Origin of the sequence: Acinetobacter sp. ANC 4178 (assembly GCF_004331175.1) — a bacterium.
GTDB lineage: Bacteria > Pseudomonadota > Gammaproteobacteria > Pseudomonadales > Moraxellaceae > Acinetobacter.
On the sequence record NZ_SJOD01000002.1, the window covers coordinates 22,150 to 39,364 of the forward strand.

Here is a 17,215-nt window from a genome sequence, read left to right on the forward strand (position 1 = left end):
TGCTAAATGAATGATATTAAAAACCTCTTTAATTTTATAAACTTAATAAGTATTTCTCCAATACAAAGCACATCTTTAATTGTTATTTTCTGTTAAAAAAAAGCATTTATTTGCTCATTTTTTGGTTTTTTTTCACACAAACTAGTAGTAATTCAAAATGGGCAGTGATAGCATATTCGCAGACCAGTTAAGCTGCTCCTGCATTGTTACTGCCTAACAAATTTAGGAAGAATAAAAGCACATAACAGCTGACCTTGGTTTTTTTTAATCTCATATTTTAGAGAGTGATGCCATGTTATTCAAAAAAATCGCTATTGCTGCTGCAGTTGCTACTACTTTAGCTTTCGTTGGCTGTGCTAAAAAAGAAGAAGCTCCTGCTACTGAAGCTGCTGCTTCTGCTGCGTCTGAAGCTACTGCTGCTGCTTCTGAAGCTACTGCTGCTGTAGATGCTGCTGCTGTTGAAGCTGCTTCTGCTGCTGACGTTGCTGCTTCTGCTGCTGACGTTGCTGCTTCTGCTGCTGACGCTGCTACTGATGCTGCTGCTTCTGCTGCTCACTAATCTTTACGATTAGGTAGTATAAAAAAAGAGAGAACTTACGTTCTCTCTTTTTTATGCCTAAAATTTACAGTTCACATCGAAATATCAATAATTTTAAGTAATTACACCAATTTCAGAATAATAAAAAAAGCAGATCAATCGATCTGCTCTTTCCCAACACGCTGTCTAAATTTCTGACCTGCGCGGAATGTTACAACACGGCGGGCAGAAATCGGAATCTCTTCACCCGTTTTAGGATTTCTACCTGGTCGTTGACGCTTATCACGCAACTCAAAGTTCCCGAAACCCGAAAGTTTAACTTGTTCTCCAGAAATAAGCGCTTGGCTTATTTCATCAAAGAATAATTCGACCATTTGTTTTGCTTCACGACGGTTTAAACTCGTGAGCTCACTTAAATGATCAGCCATTTCTGCTTTAGTTAATGCTGTCATGAAGCCCTCAATGTCGCCTGATAAGTGTTTTGCAACACTTCAATGATTGTATCCATACCCGATTTGATTTCAGCATCTTCTAATGTACGTGAAGGATGTTGCCATAACAGTGCAAATGCCAATGAGCGTTTACCTGCTTCAACCCCTTGTCCTGTGTATACATCGAAGAGCCAATTCGAGTTTAACAGCTCCCCACCAGTTTTAGTGATAAGTTGCTGAATTTCACCAATATTAATCTTATCACTAATTAAAAGCGCAATATCACGTCTAACTGATGGAAAACGTGATAATTCTGTAAAATTAGATACATAAGTTTGCAAAACTGCCTTTTGATCAAGTTCAGCCACCCAAGTCGTACCTAAATCCAACTCTGCTTCCAGCGTTGGGTGCAAACGACCCAAATAACCAATTGATTGACCAGCCACCACAATCTCTGCCGACTGACCTGGATGTAACCATACACGCTCAGAACGCGTATATTCCACTTTGACACGCCCTGCCGCCAATAGCTCTTCCACTTCACCTTTAAAGTCAAAGAAATCCATTGCTTGCGGTTTAGCATGCCAAGATTCTGCTTGCTTCGCACCTACAGCAATCATGGCTAATGTTGGAATCTGTTTTAAATCATGGATATTATTGGCATCTTGATAGTCAAAACGCAAACCCAACTCAAAGAAGCGCACACGACTTTGTTGACGGTTAATATTATATTGCACACAAGGAATTAAGCTTGAAAGCAAAGTCGAGCGCATGACCGCTAAATCACTTGAAATTGGATTAGCCAATGCCAAAGGATTCACTGCTGGATTGAGCTGTTTTTCAAGTTTCAAGTCCGCAAAGCTGAAACTAATCGCTTCTTGATAACCCAAAGTCACGAGGGTTTGACGAAGCTGAGCCATTTCAAATTGGTCTTGATATTGAGCCAATTGTGCTTCAATTTTTGGCAAGCTGATTTGAATGTTGTCATAACCATGGATACGTGCGACTTCTTCAATCAGATCTTGGTAGATCGCCATATCATAACGGTGTGATGGTGGAACAACAGACCACTGACCTTCCGCTTTAACCGTCACAACACAACCTAAACGTGTCAGTGCATCAGCAATAAATTCACCTTCTACACGGTAACCCAACAGTTGATCGACTTGCGCCTGTTTAAGTTCAATCACTTCACGCTTAGGTAAAACTTCAGCTTGTTCTGCAACAGTAATCGGACCAAATTCACCACCAGCAAGCTCAGCAATCAATTGTGATGCACGATGCATTGCAATCATTGGTAATTCAAAGTCTACACCACGCTCATAACGCTGCGACGCATCGGTATGTAAACCAAAACTACGCGCACGACCTGCAATATGTAAAGGTGCGAAGAATGCAGATTCTAAGAAAATTTCAGTCGTTTCATCGGTGACTGAAGATGATAAACCACCCATGATGCCCGCAATCGCCAATGCTTTTTCATCATCAGCAATCACCATGACTTTTTCATTCAGCTCAACATCTTGTTCATTTAACAACACCAGTTTTTCTGCTGCTGTTGCTTGACGCACATGCACTGCACCTTGAACTTTTCCACCATCAAACGCATGTAATGGTTGACCCAACTCCATCAACACATAGTTGGTAATATCGACCAAAATACTGTGCTGGCGCATACCTGAACGCGCAAGCGCACGTTCCATCCATTCTGGTGTTGGTGCCTTGGTATTTACGTTTTTGATGACGCGACCCAAATAACGCGGGCAACCTTCAGTAGTGACAACAACCTTTTTCTCATCAGCAATGGTTGCAGCAACCTCTTTAATTTCAGGTGCCACTGCCGTCATTTGGTTAATGACAGCAATTTCACGTGCAATACCACGAATACTGAAGCAATCACCACGGTTTGGTGTGATGCTAATATCAATCACATGATCATCTAAATTTAGATATTCACGAATATTCACGCCCACAGGTGCATCTGCTGGAAGCTCTAAAAGACCATCAATTTTATCTTCTAGATCAATTTCCGAAGCACCACACAACATGCCTTGTGATTCAATACCACGTAGCTTGCCTTTTTTAATTTTAAAATCACCTGGTAACACAGCCCCAATAGTTGCAACTGGTGCTTTCATTCCCACGCGAACATTCGGTGCACCACATACAATTTGTAATGGCTCACCCGAACCAATATTTACGGTAGTGACACGTAAACGGTCTGCATCTGGATGCTGTTCTACTGTTAAAACTTCACCTACCACCACACCTGTAAATGGTTTTGCTGCAGGAGATAAATCATCGACTTCCAGACCTAGCATGGTCAGTTGGTCAGATAAAGTTTCGCTATCAATGGCTGGATTCACCCATGTGCGTAACCAATTTTCGCTAATTTTCATAAATTCAATGTCCTTAATCTCCCCTAACCACTCTTTTAAAGAGAGGAAAACACACCACCGTTTTAGGTAGACCAGCCCCCTTTATAAAGGGGGATTTAGGGGGATTTCAATAATTCTCAAATAACTGTTTAAACTATTAAGCAAATTGGCGTAGGAAACGCACATCATTTTGATAGAACATACGCAAGTCATTAATGCCATAACGCAACATTGCAAAACGCTCTACCCCTAAACCAAACGCAAAGCCTTTATATTTCTCTGGATCAATACCCGCAGCTTGTAAGACATTTGGATGCACCATACCGCAACCCAAAACCTCTAACCATTTACCACGCTCATCCATAATATCTACTTCTGCGCTTGGCTCTGTAAATGGGAAGTACGATGGACGGAAACGAACTTTCAAATCTTTCTCGAAGAATTCGTTCAGCAAGTTCACCAATAAACCTTTCAGTTCAGCAAAACTGGTATTTTCAGCAACGTACAAACCTTCAATTTGGTGGAACATTGGCGAATGCGTTTGATCCGAGTCACAGCGATATACACGACCAGGGCACACAATACGAATTGGCGGTTGTGTGGTTTCCATGGTGCGGATTTGTACACCTGAAGTGTGCGTACGCAACAAATGATTGGCATCAAAATAGAATGTGTCATGCATCGCACGGGCTGGATGATGACCCGGAATATTGAGCGCTTCAAAGTTATGGTAGTCATCTTCAACTTCTGGACCTGTCGCGACCGTAAAGCCTGCTTTAGTAAAGAATTGACAGATACGCTCCTGCACTTGAGTAACGGGATGAATACTTCCAATCGTTTGACCACGCCCTGGCAAAGTAATATCAATCGTTTCACTTGCAAGCTGTTGTTCTAACGCTGCTTTTTGTAATTGCGTTTGACGTTCAGTCAATGCTGCATTGATTGCTTCACGCACAGCATGAATTGCGGCACCCTGAACTTTACGCTCCTCAGGGTCCATTTTACCCAAGGCTTTGGATTGTTCTGCAAGCTGGCTCTTTTTCCCTGTAAATTGCACACGAACCAAATCGAGTGCAGCAAGGTCTTGAGCTGCTGCAATGGCAGCAAGCGCTTCGGTGGTCAGGGCTTCCAGTGACATAGTAACTCTCAAAGCAACAATTTAATAATAAGATAAAACCCGATATTCTATCAGTTTTTAACAAGATTGATCAGTTTCCAATTAAGGAAAATTTGATTAACATCCGAAATTAGAAAAAGTATAAGATAAACCCACTTGCAAAGAGATCAATATCTATGGCCCTCGATCAAATTTGGAAACAACAGCTCACGCTCGTTACCTATGGCAATGAATTCTTCAACAAAGAGCTCAGTTTTAATCGTTGGAAACAACATCCTATTTTTGATCAACATCTCTTTGTATTTCGAGATCTTATCTCGCAGCATTTATTGGCACAACACTTTCAAATTTGGCTTGAAGGACTCAAAAAACAGGGGACAAAGCGCCTAAGCTTACACAGCTCAAGTCTGTTAAATGACGAACAGAATCCGAATGCCAACGTCGAACTCCTGCCTTTCGCACATTTTATTGTCAGCCACGAAGCCAATAAAAAAATAGCCTGGATTTTTGGTAAAGAATTGGCGGAATGGTATAACGCAGATAATGATTTTGAAGCCCCTGCTGCACAGAAAAATCCCTTACGTCACGAAACCTTCTGGCGTTTTGAACTCAACTCCAAACTTGCCAAACGCATTGATGCAGACTTACAACGCCCAAATTGGGATGATATCCAGAGCTACACGCAAACCGAATTATTCAATAACCCTTTAATGCAAGGTTTTGTCGAACCGACACAATCAAACTTACCGTATTTTGGCTATGTTGCAAAAACAAATACTGAAAACGAATTAGATTCACAAAAACTTGCTTTAATACCGACGGATTATCCTGCTGATTTTGCACATAAATCCCTCTACAGACTCGAAGCCTTAAATCATTTTATCCACAATAAATTACAACACCCTCAACATGAAGATGGCTCCCTACTCAGCGCCGATGAACAACTCAACCTACGTCACTTTTCACAAAAGCTCGAAGATATTCAAACTAAATTTATTGTTAAAGTTGCCAACCACTATCAAACAGCGCAACTAACTTCAGTTGCAGTCAATAACCCATTGGAAGGCGCCCCTGTTACAACCACAACAGCTACACCTTCAGCACCGCATCACCCGCATAAAATTGGTTCTTCTGCTGTATTCAAGCTCATTCTAATTACTGTTGTAATTTGTATTCTCGCTTATTATTTTGGTTTATAAAGTGCAAAAGAAAGCCACACAATAGTGGCTTTCTTTGATGAATTTCAATATAACGTGCATAAGTACTGTATATTTTTAATTTTTCAAAAACATATTTTAATGGACAATATTAAGAGGTAATCAACAAATTAAAAGGGCGTATCTCAATGCGTACTTTATGCTCATCGGCATGCTGATTGATATAATGCTGCACAGCAACAACTTCCCCTTCCAATTGTGCGTCTGGCCCATACATAATTTTAACCGACTCGCCAATTCTTGGAATCATTTCCAGCTTTACAGTGATCCGCGCTTGATTGATACCTACAATTTCTGCAAGCATTGGCCTATTCCTTTTTATAATGACTTGTTTTTATTAGGCGACTAAGTCTGATTCATTTAAAGATAAATTATGTAACACCACTCAAATTTTATGCTTTAACAAAAAGTAGGCCATAAAAAAGACCGCATAAAGCGGTCTTTTTTAAATCATCGGAAGATGATTAAGCAGCTAATGCGCCTTTAGCTTTTTCAGCTAAAGCAGCAAATGCAACTGCATCATGCATAGCGATGTCAGCAAGTACGCGACGGTCGATGATCACTTGAGCTTTTTTCAAGCCATCGATCATACGGCTGTATGACAAACCGTTTAGACGAGCACCAGCATTGATACGCGCAATCCATAGAGCACGGAATTGACGTTTCTTCTGACGACGGTCACGGTAAGCATATTGACCCGCTTTGATTACTGCTTGGAACGCTACGCGATATACGCGTGAACGAGCGCCGTAGTAACCTTTAGCACGAGCAAGAATTTTTTTATGACGGCGATGAGCCTGTACACCACGTTTTACACGAGCCATTTATAATCTCCTTAGATGTATGGGCACATACGACGAACTGAAGCAACGTCACTCACGTGAACCATTACACAGCCGCGTAATTGACGAATACGCTTAGCAGATTTTTTGGTCAAAATGTGGCGTTTGAACGCTTGTTTACGCTTGAAACCGTTAGCAGTCGCTTTAAAGCGTTTAGCTGCACCACGGCGAGTTTTCATCTTAGGCATAACAACCTCTTTTGAACACCTGTTCGGAACGTTTGCACCATTGCAAAACGACCTGCAGGTAAGGGAGCAAGTATTCTAATCGAACTCTGTCTAAAACAAAAGCAAATAATGAGCAAAAAAGAAAGCTTAGTTTATTTCCTGATAAGCTTTAAGCGATGATTTTATAACCTAGACTTAGCCCAAGTCGTATAATACCTCATCTTTTCAATACCGTACCGCCATGAACTCTACGCAGGATGCTTTTGCCGCACTCCGATACCGAGACTTCTCTATAGTTACACTCAATCAATTTTGCCTTACTCTTGCCATTCTTATTCAAGAAATTATTGTGGCGTATTCGCTGTATAAGATTACCAAAGATCCGCTCACACTCGGTTTAATTGGACTTGCCGAAGCGATTCCATTTATCACCCTTTCACTATGGGGTGGTTATTTTGCCGATCGCTTTAATAAACAAAGGATTATGAAAATCTGCCTATTCTTTGCAGTACCACTCCCACTGCTTTTATGGGGATTATTTCATGCCTTTGGATTAGGGCATATTGGTGTCACTGGCCTCTCTTGGGGCATTTATGCCGTGATTTTTGCTTTAGGTACGATTCGTGGATTTTACAATCCCTCAGCCACCTCATTAAAACCTTTTTTAATTCCACGTGAGCTATATGCCAATGGCGCCACATGGACGACGATTGGCTGGCAAAGTGGCGTGATTTTAGGTCCAATGTTAGGTGGATTTATGCTGGCATTTCTTGGCCGTGAAACCAGTTTACTCAGTGTGGCCATATTACTAAGCATCTGTTTTATTCTGATTAACTTGCTACAAAAGCGCAGCTTCCCCAGTATTGAAACCGAAAACTTATGGGCCAGTTTAGGCGATGGATTCCGTTTTATTTGGAACACCAAAATTGTCTTATGGGCTATTTCACTAGATTTGGTCTCTGTTTTATTTGGTGGTGTAATTGCCCTCCTCCCCATTTTTGCCGAAGATATCTTACAAATAGGTCCCGAAGGTCTCGGTTATTTACGTGCTGCACCCTCTATTGGTGCACTCATCACCATGATTGCCCTGACCCGATTTCCACCTACACGTAATGCTTGGCGTAACATGTTACTCGCTGTAGCTGGATTTGGGCTGTTCACTTTAGTCTTTGCATTTTCCAATCATGTCTGGCTGTCCTTGTTTGCTTTAGCCATGACTGGGGCATGTGACAGCATTTCAGTGGTGGTTCGACAAACCATTTTGCAAATTTACCCACCAGAAAATATGCGTGGGCGTGTTGCAGCAGTAAATGGTATGTTTGTATCTAGTAGCAATGAATTGGGTGCCTTTGAATCTGGGCTTGCAGCCAAGTATATGGGCACTATTATGGCGACGGTATTGGGGGGCTGTATGACCATACTTGTGGTCGGACTGAGTTGGTTAAAAACTTCCGATTTATTTGGTGTTGATATTACTCAAGGAAAAGACCAATAAAACATGAATTTAGACTTGCCAGTATTTTCAAATCAGGAAATACTGGGCGATAATTCAGCCACCATTACGCATGAGCATTCTTAAACGAATGTCCTACCTAACTTTATGAAACAACTGCTTTGTTTTTCCTTGATTCTTAGCTTTCCTTTTGTGCATAGCCACAGTGCGGAAAAAGCCAATATCTCACAATTGGCGGTACAAAAAAGTACTGCACTGCCCGCCCATTTAACCACGCGCATTCAATGGACAGCTTTTCCTCAACCGCAATATAACAATGATGATTTAAAAGGGCAGAATCGTGCGGCAATTTTGCGTATTTATGCTGATGAAACAGGAAAAATCACTCAAGCCAGTGTTCAAGAAAGTACTGGCTTAAAAAACTTAGATGAAGCTTTAATTCAAGCTGTGCGTCAAGCACATGTTCAGCCTTATAAAGTTGAAGATACCACACTCCCCATTATTGGCTATCAAACCTTTAGTTTAAATCTAAAACAAGATCCGTCTGAGTGTAATTACAACTTTAATTCGAAAAACTGGATGGCACAACAACAGCAGCAAAAAGTTAAATTTTTCTATAAGACTCAACCTCAACTTGAACTGAATCGTGACGATCTGAATCAACATGACCGTAAGATCAAGTTTAGCTTTAAAGTGGATAAACACGGCGCGGTCAAAAAAGTGAAAATTAATCAAGGCTCTGGCATTTATGCACTCGACCAAAATATTGTGCAAGCCATTTCCCAGAGCCACATTACAGTGAAGCGCAACGCAAGTACTTTATGGCTTTATAAAAAATCGAGCTTTAAAGATGAAATACAATTCAAATTAAATGAATGCAGTCAATAAATGATCGTTTAAGGAGGTCAATAACCTCCTTAATTTTAATATTACAAAATCGAGAATAAAAGTTGAAACAACTTAGTCTAATCATGATTCTATTGTTATACGGGTGTGCTTCATCAAATTCACATTTAAATCATGATACCCATTCTGCTCAGGTCTCTCAAAAGAATGAAGTGGAGGCTATTGTTCGCGCTACAATCAATGCCCAAGGGCAGGTAATAGATGTATATCTATCCAAAAGTTCAGGCATATCCACCTTAGATAACAAACTTTTAAATGCCATGCGTCAAGTTCGATTAAACCCAGCTCAATTAGCAAGCTTTAAGCGCTTTCCAGTTTATATACAACAACCTTTTTTGATTGACCTTAACACTAAAAAAGCTGATGGCCAGCAGCAGAATAACGAAAAATCATCATTTCAATAATTCCCCCTACCCTCGCTAAACAGCTTTTCCAATTAAAACCATCCGAGAAAAATAAGATACAGCACGAGATAACGCCCAGTCTTCGCCAAACACACCATCAACAAAAAACGCAGAAAATTTTCTTTGAGTAAGCCTGCAATTAAGGTAATCGGATCACCAATAATCGGCACCCAACTCAACAATAATGACCAAAAACCATATTTCTGATAAATTTTTTGTGCTTGCAACATTTTCTGTTCAGAGACGGGAAACCATTTTTTATGCTTATAGTGTTCAATCTTCAAGCCCAAATACCAATTGACACATGAGCCTAAAATGTTGCCAATACTGGCTACAGCAATGAGTAATCCTACTGAGTAACTGCCATTTGCCAGTAACCCCAACAAGACCGCCTCAGATTGCAAGGGCAGTAAAGTGGCTGCACCAAATGCAGAAATAAATAAAAGTAGATAAGCCATACGCTGCCATTAAAAATATGCAAACCAAGTATAGGCGAGCAGGCACAAAAAAAGCATCCGAAGATGCCCTTTGTTCAACCCGATATTAGACTTTAATTGCCAAAGCCTTTTGCACGGCGGGACGAGCCGTCAAACGCTCAACATATTCTTTAACATAAGGATAATCTTCTAGCTGAATCTGCTGCCACTCATAACGCAAAATCCACGGTAAAATCGCCATATCTGCAATTGAATATTCCCCAGCCACATATTTTTGACCAATCAACTGTTTATTCAATACGCCGTATAAACGTTTGGTTTCATTTACATAACGCTCGGTCGCATATGGAATTCGCTCGGGCGCAAAGCGACTAAAATGATGATTTTGCCCCAACATTGGCCCTAAACCGCCCATTTGCCACATTAACCACTGCTCCACTTCAACGCGCTCTTGTTCATCCACTGGATAGTACAATCCAGTTTTACGTCCCAAGTATTGCAAAATTGCCCCAGATTCAAATACCGATATCGGCTCACCTTTAGGTCCATTTTGATCGACGATGGCAGGAATTTTATTGTTGGGAGAGATACGTAAAAAATCAGGCTGAAATTGATCATTTTCTAAAATATTGACTGGAAAAATTTGATATTCCAAACCCATTTCTTCTAAAGCAATCGTAATTTTATGACCGTTGGGTGTGCCCCAATAATACAAATCGATCATTCTTATATCCTTTGTTTATTCACTTCTTTGGGATACACGATAGCATAATTAGGCATGATTATTTTGATGTAATTTTATAAACGCTTTAGCACTTATTCGAATATAAATTCTCTAGACATGTACATTTCAAACTACCTTATACACCCCTCTAAAATATCGACTACAAGCAAATTTATCTTCAGGCAATAAAAAAGCACTGCATAGGCAGTGCTTTTTTAAGATCAATGGATCATTACTTTTTCTTTTTAGGACCAAGTAACATACCCATTTGACGACCTTCCATCTTTGGTGCTTGCTCTACAATACCAAATTCAGCCACATCTGCTTCAATTTTCTGTAATTGAGCCAAACCTAACTGTTGGTGAGCCATTTCACGACCACGGAAGCGTAATGTGATTTTTACCTTATTACCTTCTTCAAGGAACTTGATAATTGCTCGTAATTTTACGTTGTAATCACCAACATCAGTACCAGGGCGGAGTTTGATTTCTTTCACCTGTACTTGATGCTGTTTTTTCTTCGCTTCTTTCTGCTTTTGCTTCAGATCAAACAAATGCTTGTTGAAGTCCATGATTTTACAAACAGGTGGCTCTGCGTTTGCTACGATCTCAACTAGATCAAGCTCAACACTTTCAGCAGCGCGTAATGCATCTGCCAAGCTTACAATACCTTTTTGCTCACCATTTTCGTCTACAAGACGAACTTCTTTCGCACGAATTTCATCATTCAAAGCAGGACGGTTTGATTTGTTACCGCCCTGTTGATTACGGTCAGGCTGTTTAATCGCTGTTACTCCACAATGTACCGGCCGCGTTCGGCAACGGCTGCTTTTACTAAGTCAACGAAAGCGTCGATTGACATAGTACCCAAATTTTTTCCAGAACGGGTACGGACGTTTACAGTACCTTCCTCGACTTCACGGTCTCCAAGAACCAATAAGTAAGGAATACGCTCTAATGTACGTTCACGAATCTTAAAGCCGATTTTCTCATTTCTCAAGTCTGAAATCGCACGGAGACCGTTTTCTTTAAGTTTCGCCACGACTGACTCACAAGCTTCTGCTTGCGAATCGGTAATGTTCATAACACATGCTTGAGTTGGGGTTAACCAAGGTGGCATGAAGCCCGCATAGTGTTCAATAAGTATACCAATAAAACGTTCAAAACTGCCAAGAATTGCACGATGCAACATTACAGGTTGATCACGATCATTGTCTTCAGTGACATATGACGCATCTAAACGTTCTGGCAAGTTGAAGTCACATTGAATTGTACCACATTGCCATACGCGACCTAAGCAGTCTTTCAACGAGAATTCAATTTTTGGACCATAGAATGCACCCTCACCCGGTTGAAGCTCCCACTCCAAACCTGCAGCATCTAAAGCATCTGCTAAAGATTTTTCAGCCATATCCCAAAGTGCATCATCACCCACACGTTTTTCTGGACGTGTAGAGAGTTTCATTTGAACTTCTTCGAAACCGAAGTCTTTATACACATCTAAAGTCAGTTGAATAAAATCAGCCACTTCTTGACCAATTTGCTCTTTGGTACAGAAAATGTGCGCATCATCTTGAGTAAAGCCACGAACACGCATAATACCGTGTAATGAACCTGATGGCTCATTACGGTGACACGAACCGAACTCAGCCAAACGAATTGGCAAATCACGGTATGATTTTAAACCTTGGTTGAACACTTGTACGTGACAAGGACAGTTCATCGGTTTAATTGCATAGTTACGGCTTTCTGAATGTGTCGTGAACATACCATCTGCATAGTTTGCAGCATGGCCTGATTTTTCCCAAAGCGTGAAATCAACCACTTGTGGGGTACGAATTTCGAGGTAACCATTGTCTTGCTGAACTTTACGCATGTATTGTTCAAGTACTTGATAAATGGTCCAACCGTTTGGATGCCAGAACACCATACCTGGTGCTTCTTCTTGCATATGGAACAGGTCTAAAGCTTTACCAATTTTACGGTGGTCACGCTTTTCAGCTTCTTCAATACGTTTGATATATGCTGCAAGCTGTTTTTTGTCTGCCCACGCTGTACCATAAATACGTTGTAACTGTTCATTCTTCGCATCACCACGCCAGTAAGCGCCTGACATTTTAGTCAGCTTGAATGCTTTTAAAAATTTAGTATTTGGTACGTGTGGACCACGACACATGTCCAAATAATCTTGATGGTAGTACAGGCCCATTTGTGTTTCATTTGGCATGTCTGCAATCAAGCGCAATTTATAATCTTCACCACGCGCTGTGAATTCTGCAATCACCTCATCACGTGGCGTCATTTTTTTAATGACATCATAGTCTTGATCGATGAGCTTTTTCATGCGCTCTTCGATAGCTGCCATATCTTCTGGCGTAAATGGCTTTGCGCTGAAAATATCGTAATAGAATCCATCTTCAATAACTGGACCAATCACCATTTTCGCTTCAGGGAACAATTGCTTAACTGCATGTCCCACCAAGTGCGCGCAAGAGTGACGAATAATTTCGACACCTTCTTCGTCTTTAGGCGTAATAATTTGAAGGCTTGCATCCGTGGTAATCAGGTCAGATGCGTCGACTAAACGACCATCGACTTTTCCTGCAACTGTATTTTTAGCAAGACCTGGACCAATGCTTAGTGCAACGTCCATCACAGATACGGCTTGATCAAATTGTTTTTGATCGCCATTTGGCAAAGTGATAATTGGCATAAAAAAATCCTTAAGGAGTGATGCCCCGTACCATGGAGCATGTCACCGCGAGATTATGATCGAGGTAAAACCTCAAAAGATAAAAACGGTGGATAAAAACTGTTAAGAATTTTACACGGGTTCAGGGTTGGATAAAACCTTTTCCCTCGATAAATCTTTCTTCGCTAAGAAAATAGTCGTTTTAAATTTATTTAAACAATTTAAAATCGGTTTTTATTTAGCTATGAATGCTCGGTCATTTTCCTATGCATAGCATTCGCACCCCCATCTTTACGACTAAAAAATAAACACACATTCTTTATTTTCATATATTATTGAATTTAATCACATTTATGAATAAAGATTCACTAAAGATCCGCATTAAACTATTTTTACATAAAATTCATTATCTTATAAATAAACAATCACTCGACTAAAGCATAAATGCAAGTCCATTCTGAAATGCTTATCTTTAAATCATCGATGATAATAAATATACATGGAGTTGTTAGATGGTCGCTGCCTATGATGAACTACCGCGCACCCCTGCGAATTTTGTTGCACTATCCCCGCTACGCTATTTAGAACGTGCGGCTTATATTTATCCGCATCAAGATGCAATTATTCATGGCAAGCGACATATCAGTTGGCGAGAAACTTATAATCGTTGCCGTCAGTTTGCACATCAGTTGCAAAAATTGGGGATTGGTAAAAACGATACGGTTTCAGTGCTGTTACCCAATATTCCTGCCATGCTTGAAGCCCACTTCGCAGTGCCTATGATTGGTGCGGTATTAAATACCCTGAATACACGCTTAGATGCCAAGACTATTGCCTTCATGTTGGAGCATGCCGAAACCAAAGTCCTCTTGGTTGATCCTGAATTTGCTACGCTTGCTAAAGAAGCTTTAAGCTTGGTTTCCCATTCAATTTATGTGATTGATGTGGATGATGAAGAATATGAGCAATGCTTTTCCACACCCATTGGGCAAATTGAATATGAAGACTGGCTCGTAGAAGGCGATGCTGAGTTTGAATGGCATTTACCAAATGATGAATGGGACGCGATTAGCCTGAATTACACTTCGGGTACCACAGGTAATCCTAAAGGTGTGGTTTATCATCATCGCGGAGCATATATTAATGCAGCCAGTAACATTATCGCTTGCGGTATGACACCCCGCGCCACCTATCTATGGACCCTGCCTTTATTCCATTGCAATGGCTGGTGCTTTGCTTGGACCATGGCTGCCAATGGCGGTACCAACATTTGCTTACGTAAAGTTGACCCTGAATTGATCTTTAACTTAATTGCCGCACATCAAGTAGATTATTTCTGTGGCGCGCCAATTGTCTTATCCATGCTGATTAATACCCCCGAAGAGAAGCAGATTAAATTTGAACATCGTGTCGAAGTAATGGTAGCAGGCGCAGCGCCTCCCGCAGCCATTATTGAAGGGATGTGCAATATTGGCATTAATGTCACGCATGTCTATGGTCTGACTGAAACTTATGGTCCTTCAGCACTTTGTGCCTCTCAAGCAGGTTGGTCTGACTTGTCTATTCAAGAACAAGCGCAACTACATTCACGTCAAGGGGTTCCTTACCCACTGCAAGATGGCATGAAAGTCCTCGACCCAGAAACCTTAGAGCCCGTCCCTAAAGATGGCACTACCATGGGCGAAATTATGTTTCGTGGCAACATTGTCATGAAAGGCTATCTAAAAAACCCTGAGGCAACGACAGAAGCCTTTAAGGGAGGCTGGTTCCATACAGGTGATCTTGCAGTTTGCCAACCTGATGGCTATGCCAAAATTACCGATCGCTCCAAAGATGTGATTATTTCAGGAGGCGAAAATATTTCCTCAATCGAAGTGGAAGAAGTGTTGTATCGACATCCAGCCATTTTAACTGCCGCAGTGGTTGCCAAACCTGATCCGCGCTGGCAAGAAGTCCCGTGTGCCTTTATCGAACTCAAAGCAGGCAAGGACACAACACCAGAGGAAATCATTGAATTCTGTAAACAACATCTAGCACGCTTTAAAGTACCTAAAGATGTAGTGATTACGGAAATCCCCAAAACCTCTACGGGCAAACTACAAAAATTCGTGTTGCGTGATTGGGCAAAAGAACGCGCTATCGGTGAGTTTGGTTAAGCACTCAGCAGACCATACAGACAAATGCCCTCACATAAAAAAAGCGACCTTAAAGGTCGCTTTTTTATGTCTAAATGGCTTAATTATCTGAAATTAAAGCCACTTGCTGAACGTAGTTAAACAACTTCAAACGTGAAGCTTTAAGTTGTTCTTCATCCAGCTCCTGCTTCATATCGCGGTGAATTCGCAATACGTGCTGACGAATGGTATGACGTTCCGCGGCATTATACGTTTTTGAAAACTCATTAATGACCACATCACCATCTTTGATCATACGATCAACCCAACGCTGCAATTGAGCAGTTTTTTTCGCGCCTTGTTGCGGTGTCAAATAAGATAAAATCACCGTTTCATCTTCATTACGCAACAACTTACCAATACGTAAAAATTGGCGACGACGAGCTTCATTTGATGTAATCAGTTTTACATCCAAAAGTGCTTCAATCAAACGCTCTTCAACAGGTAAGTTTTGAATTTGTTTAGTGTTCAACTCTGCAAGTTGAGAACCCAAAGATGCCATACGTTGTACGGCCTTTTTCTGTTCAGTTTTACTTGCACGTCCTTCTAAAGATTCAAAGTCTTCGTCAGTAAAACGGTTTGGTCGACGTGCCACGATTAATCTGCCTCGTAAAATTTTGCTGCAAATAGTGCTTGAACTTCAGACAGAGCTTTTTCCTCATCTGCGCCTTCAATCACTAAACGTAAAGTGGTGCCTTTACCTGCGCCAAGCATCAGTAAAGACATAATGTTTTTCGCATCGACTAATTTATCACCTTTTCCAATTTGAATAGATGATTTGAATTTGGTGGTTACTTCAATGAGTTTGCCAGATGCACGCGCATGTAACCCTAGTTTATTAATTACGTCAACAGTTGTGTCAATCATGACCAATGCTTCATTTCTCGATGTAGGACCTGAATAGACCAATTCGCTTCAAGCGCTTTTTTGAGTCTATCCACAATATAAACAGAACGATGCTGTCCACCCGTACAACCAATAGAGATCGTCATATAGTGACGATGCCCCTCAGCAAATGCAGGTAACCACTTGTCCAAAAAATGATAAATGTCTTTAAACATTTCATGGGTCTGTGAGCTTTGTTCCAAAAAATTTTGTACTGGTACATCTAAACCAGAATATTTCCGCAACTCTAAATCCCAATGCGGATTCGGTAAATGGCGCACATCAAAGACATAGTCAGCATCTAAAGGAATGCCATGTTTATAGCCAAATGACTGCAAAATTACAATTAAGTTATCGGACTGTCCAAGTTTAGACAATAAAGTATGCTTCAAATCATGCACACTTTTATCAGTTGTATCAATATGTACTGTAGAGCGTAATTGTATCGGAAGTAATAATGTTTTTTCTTCCTGAATACACTCATTCAAACTTTTAAAACGATTCGACAATGGGTGCGGGCGACGTGAAGCACTAAATCGTGCAATCAACTCCTGATCCCGCGTAGTCAAATAAATGATATCGACCGTTCCATGCCGTAATAATTGCTCAAAAACCAGATCAAACTCCTGCAAATCTGCACGAGTACTGCGAACATCAACCCCTAAAGCCAATTGTTCGAGATTATTTTCACGATCCAGTTTCGCAACAATCTCTGGCAGCAATGCCAAAGGCAAATTATCAATGCAGTAATAACCCAAATCTTCCAGTACCTGCAATGCAGATGACTTACCTGAACCAGATTGTCCTGTCACAATCAAAATGCGCTTCATGGCAAAGCTATTCCTCAGTTT

At 40.8% G+C, this 17,215-nt stretch carries 19 protein-coding genes; 6 read left to right on the plus strand and 13 right to left on the minus strand.

Annotation, left to right across the window (positions count from 1 at the left end; translation table 11 throughout):
- The first annotated feature begins 292 nt into the window (after positions 1-292).
- Positions 293-559, plus strand: a complete 267-nt coding sequence (locus tag E0H87_RS04470) for a hypothetical protein (protein ID WP_131322522.1) — start codon at positions 293-295, stop codon at positions 557-559.
- A 134-nt stretch (positions 560-693) separates the two neighbouring features.
- On the opposite strand, the gene E0H87_RS04475 is transcribed toward E0H87_RS04470, so the two are convergent.
- The 3 genes from E0H87_RS04475 to pheS all read right to left on the minus strand — a co-directional run bounded on the left by E0H87_RS04475 (position 694) and on the right by pheS (position 4,485).
- Positions 694-990 carry an integration host factor subunit alpha gene (locus E0H87_RS04475; protein ID WP_016166119.1) on the minus strand — a complete coding sequence of 99 codons (297 nt, stop codon included), beginning with the start codon at positions 988-990 and terminating at the stop codon, positions 694-696.
- Positions 987-3,368, minus strand: coding sequence for a phenylalanine--tRNA ligase subunit beta (pheT, locus tag E0H87_RS04480; protein WP_131322523.1), 2,382 nt, complete (start codon positions 3,366-3,368; stop codon positions 987-989). The genes E0H87_RS04475 and pheT overlap by 4 nt, the downstream gene beginning before the upstream one ends.
- A 136-nt stretch (positions 3,369-3,504) precedes the next feature.
- Positions 3,505-4,485, minus strand: a complete 981-nt coding sequence (gene pheS / locus E0H87_RS04485; RefSeq protein ID WP_016166121.1) for a phenylalanine--tRNA ligase subunit alpha — start codon at positions 4,483-4,485, stop codon at positions 3,505-3,507.
- A 155-nt stretch (positions 4,486-4,640) separates the two neighbouring features.
- On the opposite strand from pheS, the gene E0H87_RS04490 reads away from it, so the two are divergent.
- Positions 4,641-5,663: a hypothetical protein gene (locus E0H87_RS04490; RefSeq protein WP_131322524.1), complete on the plus strand. Its 1,023-nt coding sequence runs from the start codon at positions 4,641-4,643 to the stop codon at positions 5,661-5,663.
- 109 nt (positions 5,664-5,772) lie between these two features.
- Here the strand turns inward: E0H87_RS04490 and E0H87_RS04495 are convergent, their stop codons facing one another.
- The 3 genes from E0H87_RS04495 to rpmI form a co-directional block, all read right to left on the minus strand.
- Positions 5,773-5,985, minus strand: a complete 213-nt coding sequence (locus E0H87_RS04495) for a hypothetical protein (RefSeq protein WP_131322525.1) — start codon at positions 5,983-5,985, stop codon at positions 5,773-5,775.
- Between the two features lie 160 nt (positions 5,986-6,145).
- Positions 6,146-6,505, minus strand: a complete 360-nt coding sequence (rplT, locus tag E0H87_RS04500; protein ID WP_004675688.1) for a 50S ribosomal protein L20 — start codon at positions 6,503-6,505, stop codon at positions 6,146-6,148.
- Positions 6,506-6,516: 11 nt separating this feature from the next.
- On the minus strand, positions 6,517-6,711 hold the full coding sequence (gene rpmI / locus E0H87_RS04505; RefSeq protein WP_004278281.1) for a 50S ribosomal protein L35: 195 nt from the start codon (positions 6,709-6,711) through the stop codon (positions 6,517-6,519).
- 220 nt (positions 6,712-6,931) lie between these two features.
- Between rpmI and E0H87_RS04510 the strand changes: the two genes are divergently transcribed.
- The 3 genes from E0H87_RS04510 to E0H87_RS04520 all read left to right on the plus strand — a co-directional run bounded on the left by E0H87_RS04510 (position 6,932) and on the right by E0H87_RS04520 (position 9,453).
- Positions 6,932-8,185, plus strand: coding sequence for an MFS transporter (locus E0H87_RS04510; RefSeq protein WP_131322526.1), 1,254 nt, complete (start codon positions 6,932-6,934; stop codon positions 8,183-8,185).
- Between the two features lie 105 nt (positions 8,186-8,290).
- Complete coding sequence (locus E0H87_RS04515) at positions 8,291-9,031, plus strand: TonB family protein (RefSeq protein ID WP_131322527.1); 741 nt, start codon at positions 8,291-8,293, stop codon at positions 9,029-9,031.
- A 62-nt stretch (positions 9,032-9,093) separates the two neighbouring features.
- A complete protein-coding gene (locus E0H87_RS04520; RefSeq protein ID WP_131322528.1) occupies positions 9,094-9,453 on the plus strand; it encodes an energy transducer TonB in 360 nt (119 codons plus the stop codon).
- Between the two features lie 32 nt (positions 9,454-9,485).
- On the opposite strand, the gene E0H87_RS04525 is transcribed toward E0H87_RS04520, so the two are convergent.
- The 4 genes from E0H87_RS04525 to thrS form a co-directional block, all read right to left on the minus strand.
- Positions 9,486-9,911, minus strand: a complete 426-nt coding sequence (locus E0H87_RS04525) for a YqaA family protein (protein ID WP_131322529.1) — start codon at positions 9,909-9,911, stop codon at positions 9,486-9,488.
- An 85-nt stretch (positions 9,912-9,996) separates the two neighbouring features.
- Positions 9,997-10,614, minus strand: coding sequence for a glutathione S-transferase N-terminal domain-containing protein (locus E0H87_RS04530; RefSeq protein WP_131322530.1), 618 nt, complete (start codon positions 10,612-10,614; stop codon positions 9,997-9,999).
- Between the two features lie 232 nt (positions 10,615-10,846).
- Positions 10,847-11,398, minus strand: coding sequence for a translation initiation factor IF-3 (infC, locus tag E0H87_RS04535; RefSeq protein WP_131265540.1), 552 nt, complete (start codon positions 11,396-11,398; stop codon positions 10,847-10,849).
- A gap of 5 nt (positions 11,399-11,403) precedes the next feature.
- Positions 11,404-13,326: a threonine--tRNA ligase gene (thrS, locus tag E0H87_RS04540; RefSeq protein WP_131322531.1), complete on the minus strand. Its 1,923-nt coding sequence runs from the start codon at positions 13,324-13,326 to the stop codon at positions 11,404-11,406.
- A 491-nt stretch (positions 13,327-13,817) separates the two neighbouring features.
- Here thrS and E0H87_RS04545 point away from each other — a divergent pair, with 491 nt between their 5' ends.
- Positions 13,818-15,461, plus strand: a complete 1,644-nt coding sequence (locus tag E0H87_RS04545) for an acyl-CoA synthetase (protein ID WP_131322532.1) — start codon at positions 13,818-13,820, stop codon at positions 15,459-15,461.
- 79 nt (positions 15,462-15,540) lie between these two features.
- Here the strand turns inward: E0H87_RS04545 and yjgA are convergent, their stop codons facing one another.
- Genes yjgA through rapZ form a run of 3 tightly spaced genes read right to left on the minus strand, consistent with a single transcriptional unit; the run spans position 15,541 to position 17,194 of the window.
- Positions 15,541-16,074 (minus strand): ribosome biogenesis factor YjgA, encoded by a 534-nt coding sequence (gene yjgA, locus E0H87_RS04550; RefSeq protein WP_131322533.1) that lies wholly within the window; start codon positions 16,072-16,074, stop codon positions 15,541-15,543.
- A gap of 2 nt (positions 16,075-16,076) precedes the next feature.
- Positions 16,077-16,346, minus strand: a complete 270-nt coding sequence (locus E0H87_RS04555; protein ID WP_016166136.1) for an HPr family phosphocarrier protein — start codon at positions 16,344-16,346, stop codon at positions 16,077-16,079.
- Positions 16,343-17,194, minus strand: coding sequence for an RNase adapter RapZ (rapZ, locus tag E0H87_RS04560; RefSeq protein WP_131322534.1), 852 nt, complete (start codon positions 17,192-17,194; stop codon positions 16,343-16,345). The genes E0H87_RS04555 and rapZ overlap by 4 nt, the downstream gene beginning before the upstream one ends.
- Between the last annotated feature and the right edge of the window lie 21 nt (positions 17,195-17,215).

Bases quoted from the DNA above. Each gene is read 5' to 3' on its own strand.
- thrS (WP_131322531.1), bottom strand. From the start codon at position 13,326: ATGCCAATTATCACTTTGCCAAATGGCGATCAAAAACAATTTGATCAA.
- pheS (WP_016166121.1), bottom strand. From the start codon at position 4,485: ATGTCACTGGAAGCCCTGACCACCGAAGCGCTTGCTGCCATTGCAGCA.
- rapZ (WP_131322534.1), bottom strand. From the start codon at position 17,194: ATGAAGCGCATTTTGATTGTGACAGGACAATCTGGTTCAGGTAAGTCA.
- E0H87_RS04495 (WP_131322525.1), bottom strand. From the start codon at position 5,985: ATGCTTGCAGAAATTGTAGGTATCAATCAAGCGCGGATCACTGTAAAG.
- E0H87_RS04475 (WP_016166119.1), bottom strand. From the start codon at position 990: ATGACAGCATTAACTAAAGCAGAAATGGCTGATCATTTAAGTGAGCTC.
- E0H87_RS04515 (WP_131322527.1), top strand. From the start codon at position 8,291: ATGAAACAACTGCTTTGTTTTTCCTTGATTCTTAGCTTTCCTTTTGTG.
- pheT (WP_131322523.1), bottom strand. From the start codon at position 3,368: ATGAAAATTAGCGAAAATTGGTTACGCACATGGGTGAATCCAGCCATT.
- E0H87_RS04490 (WP_131322524.1), top strand. From the start codon at position 4,641: ATGGCCCTCGATCAAATTTGGAAACAACAGCTCACGCTCGTTACCTAT.
- E0H87_RS04525 (WP_131322529.1), bottom strand. From the start codon at position 9,911: ATGGCTTATCTACTTTTATTTATTTCTGCATTTGGTGCAGCCACTTTA.
- E0H87_RS04545 (WP_131322532.1), top strand. From the start codon at position 13,818: ATGGTCGCTGCCTATGATGAACTACCGCGCACCCCTGCGAATTTTGTT.
- E0H87_RS04470 (WP_131322522.1), top strand. From the start codon at position 293: ATGTTATTCAAAAAAATCGCTATTGCTGCTGCAGTTGCTACTACTTTA.
- E0H87_RS04510 (WP_131322526.1), top strand. From the start codon at position 6,932: ATGAACTCTACGCAGGATGCTTTTGCCGCACTCCGATACCGAGACTTC.
- E0H87_RS04555 (WP_016166136.1), bottom strand. From the start codon at position 16,346: ATGATTGACACAACTGTTGACGTAATTAATAAACTAGGGTTACATGCG.
- rpmI (WP_004278281.1), bottom strand. From the start codon at position 6,711: ATGCCTAAGATGAAAACTCGCCGTGGTGCAGCTAAACGCTTTAAAGCG.
- E0H87_RS04530 (WP_131322530.1), bottom strand. From the start codon at position 10,614: ATGATCGATTTGTATTATTGGGGCACACCCAACGGTCATAAAATTACG.
- rplT (WP_004675688.1), bottom strand. From the start codon at position 6,505: ATGGCTCGTGTAAAACGTGGTGTACAGGCTCATCGCCGTCATAAAAAA.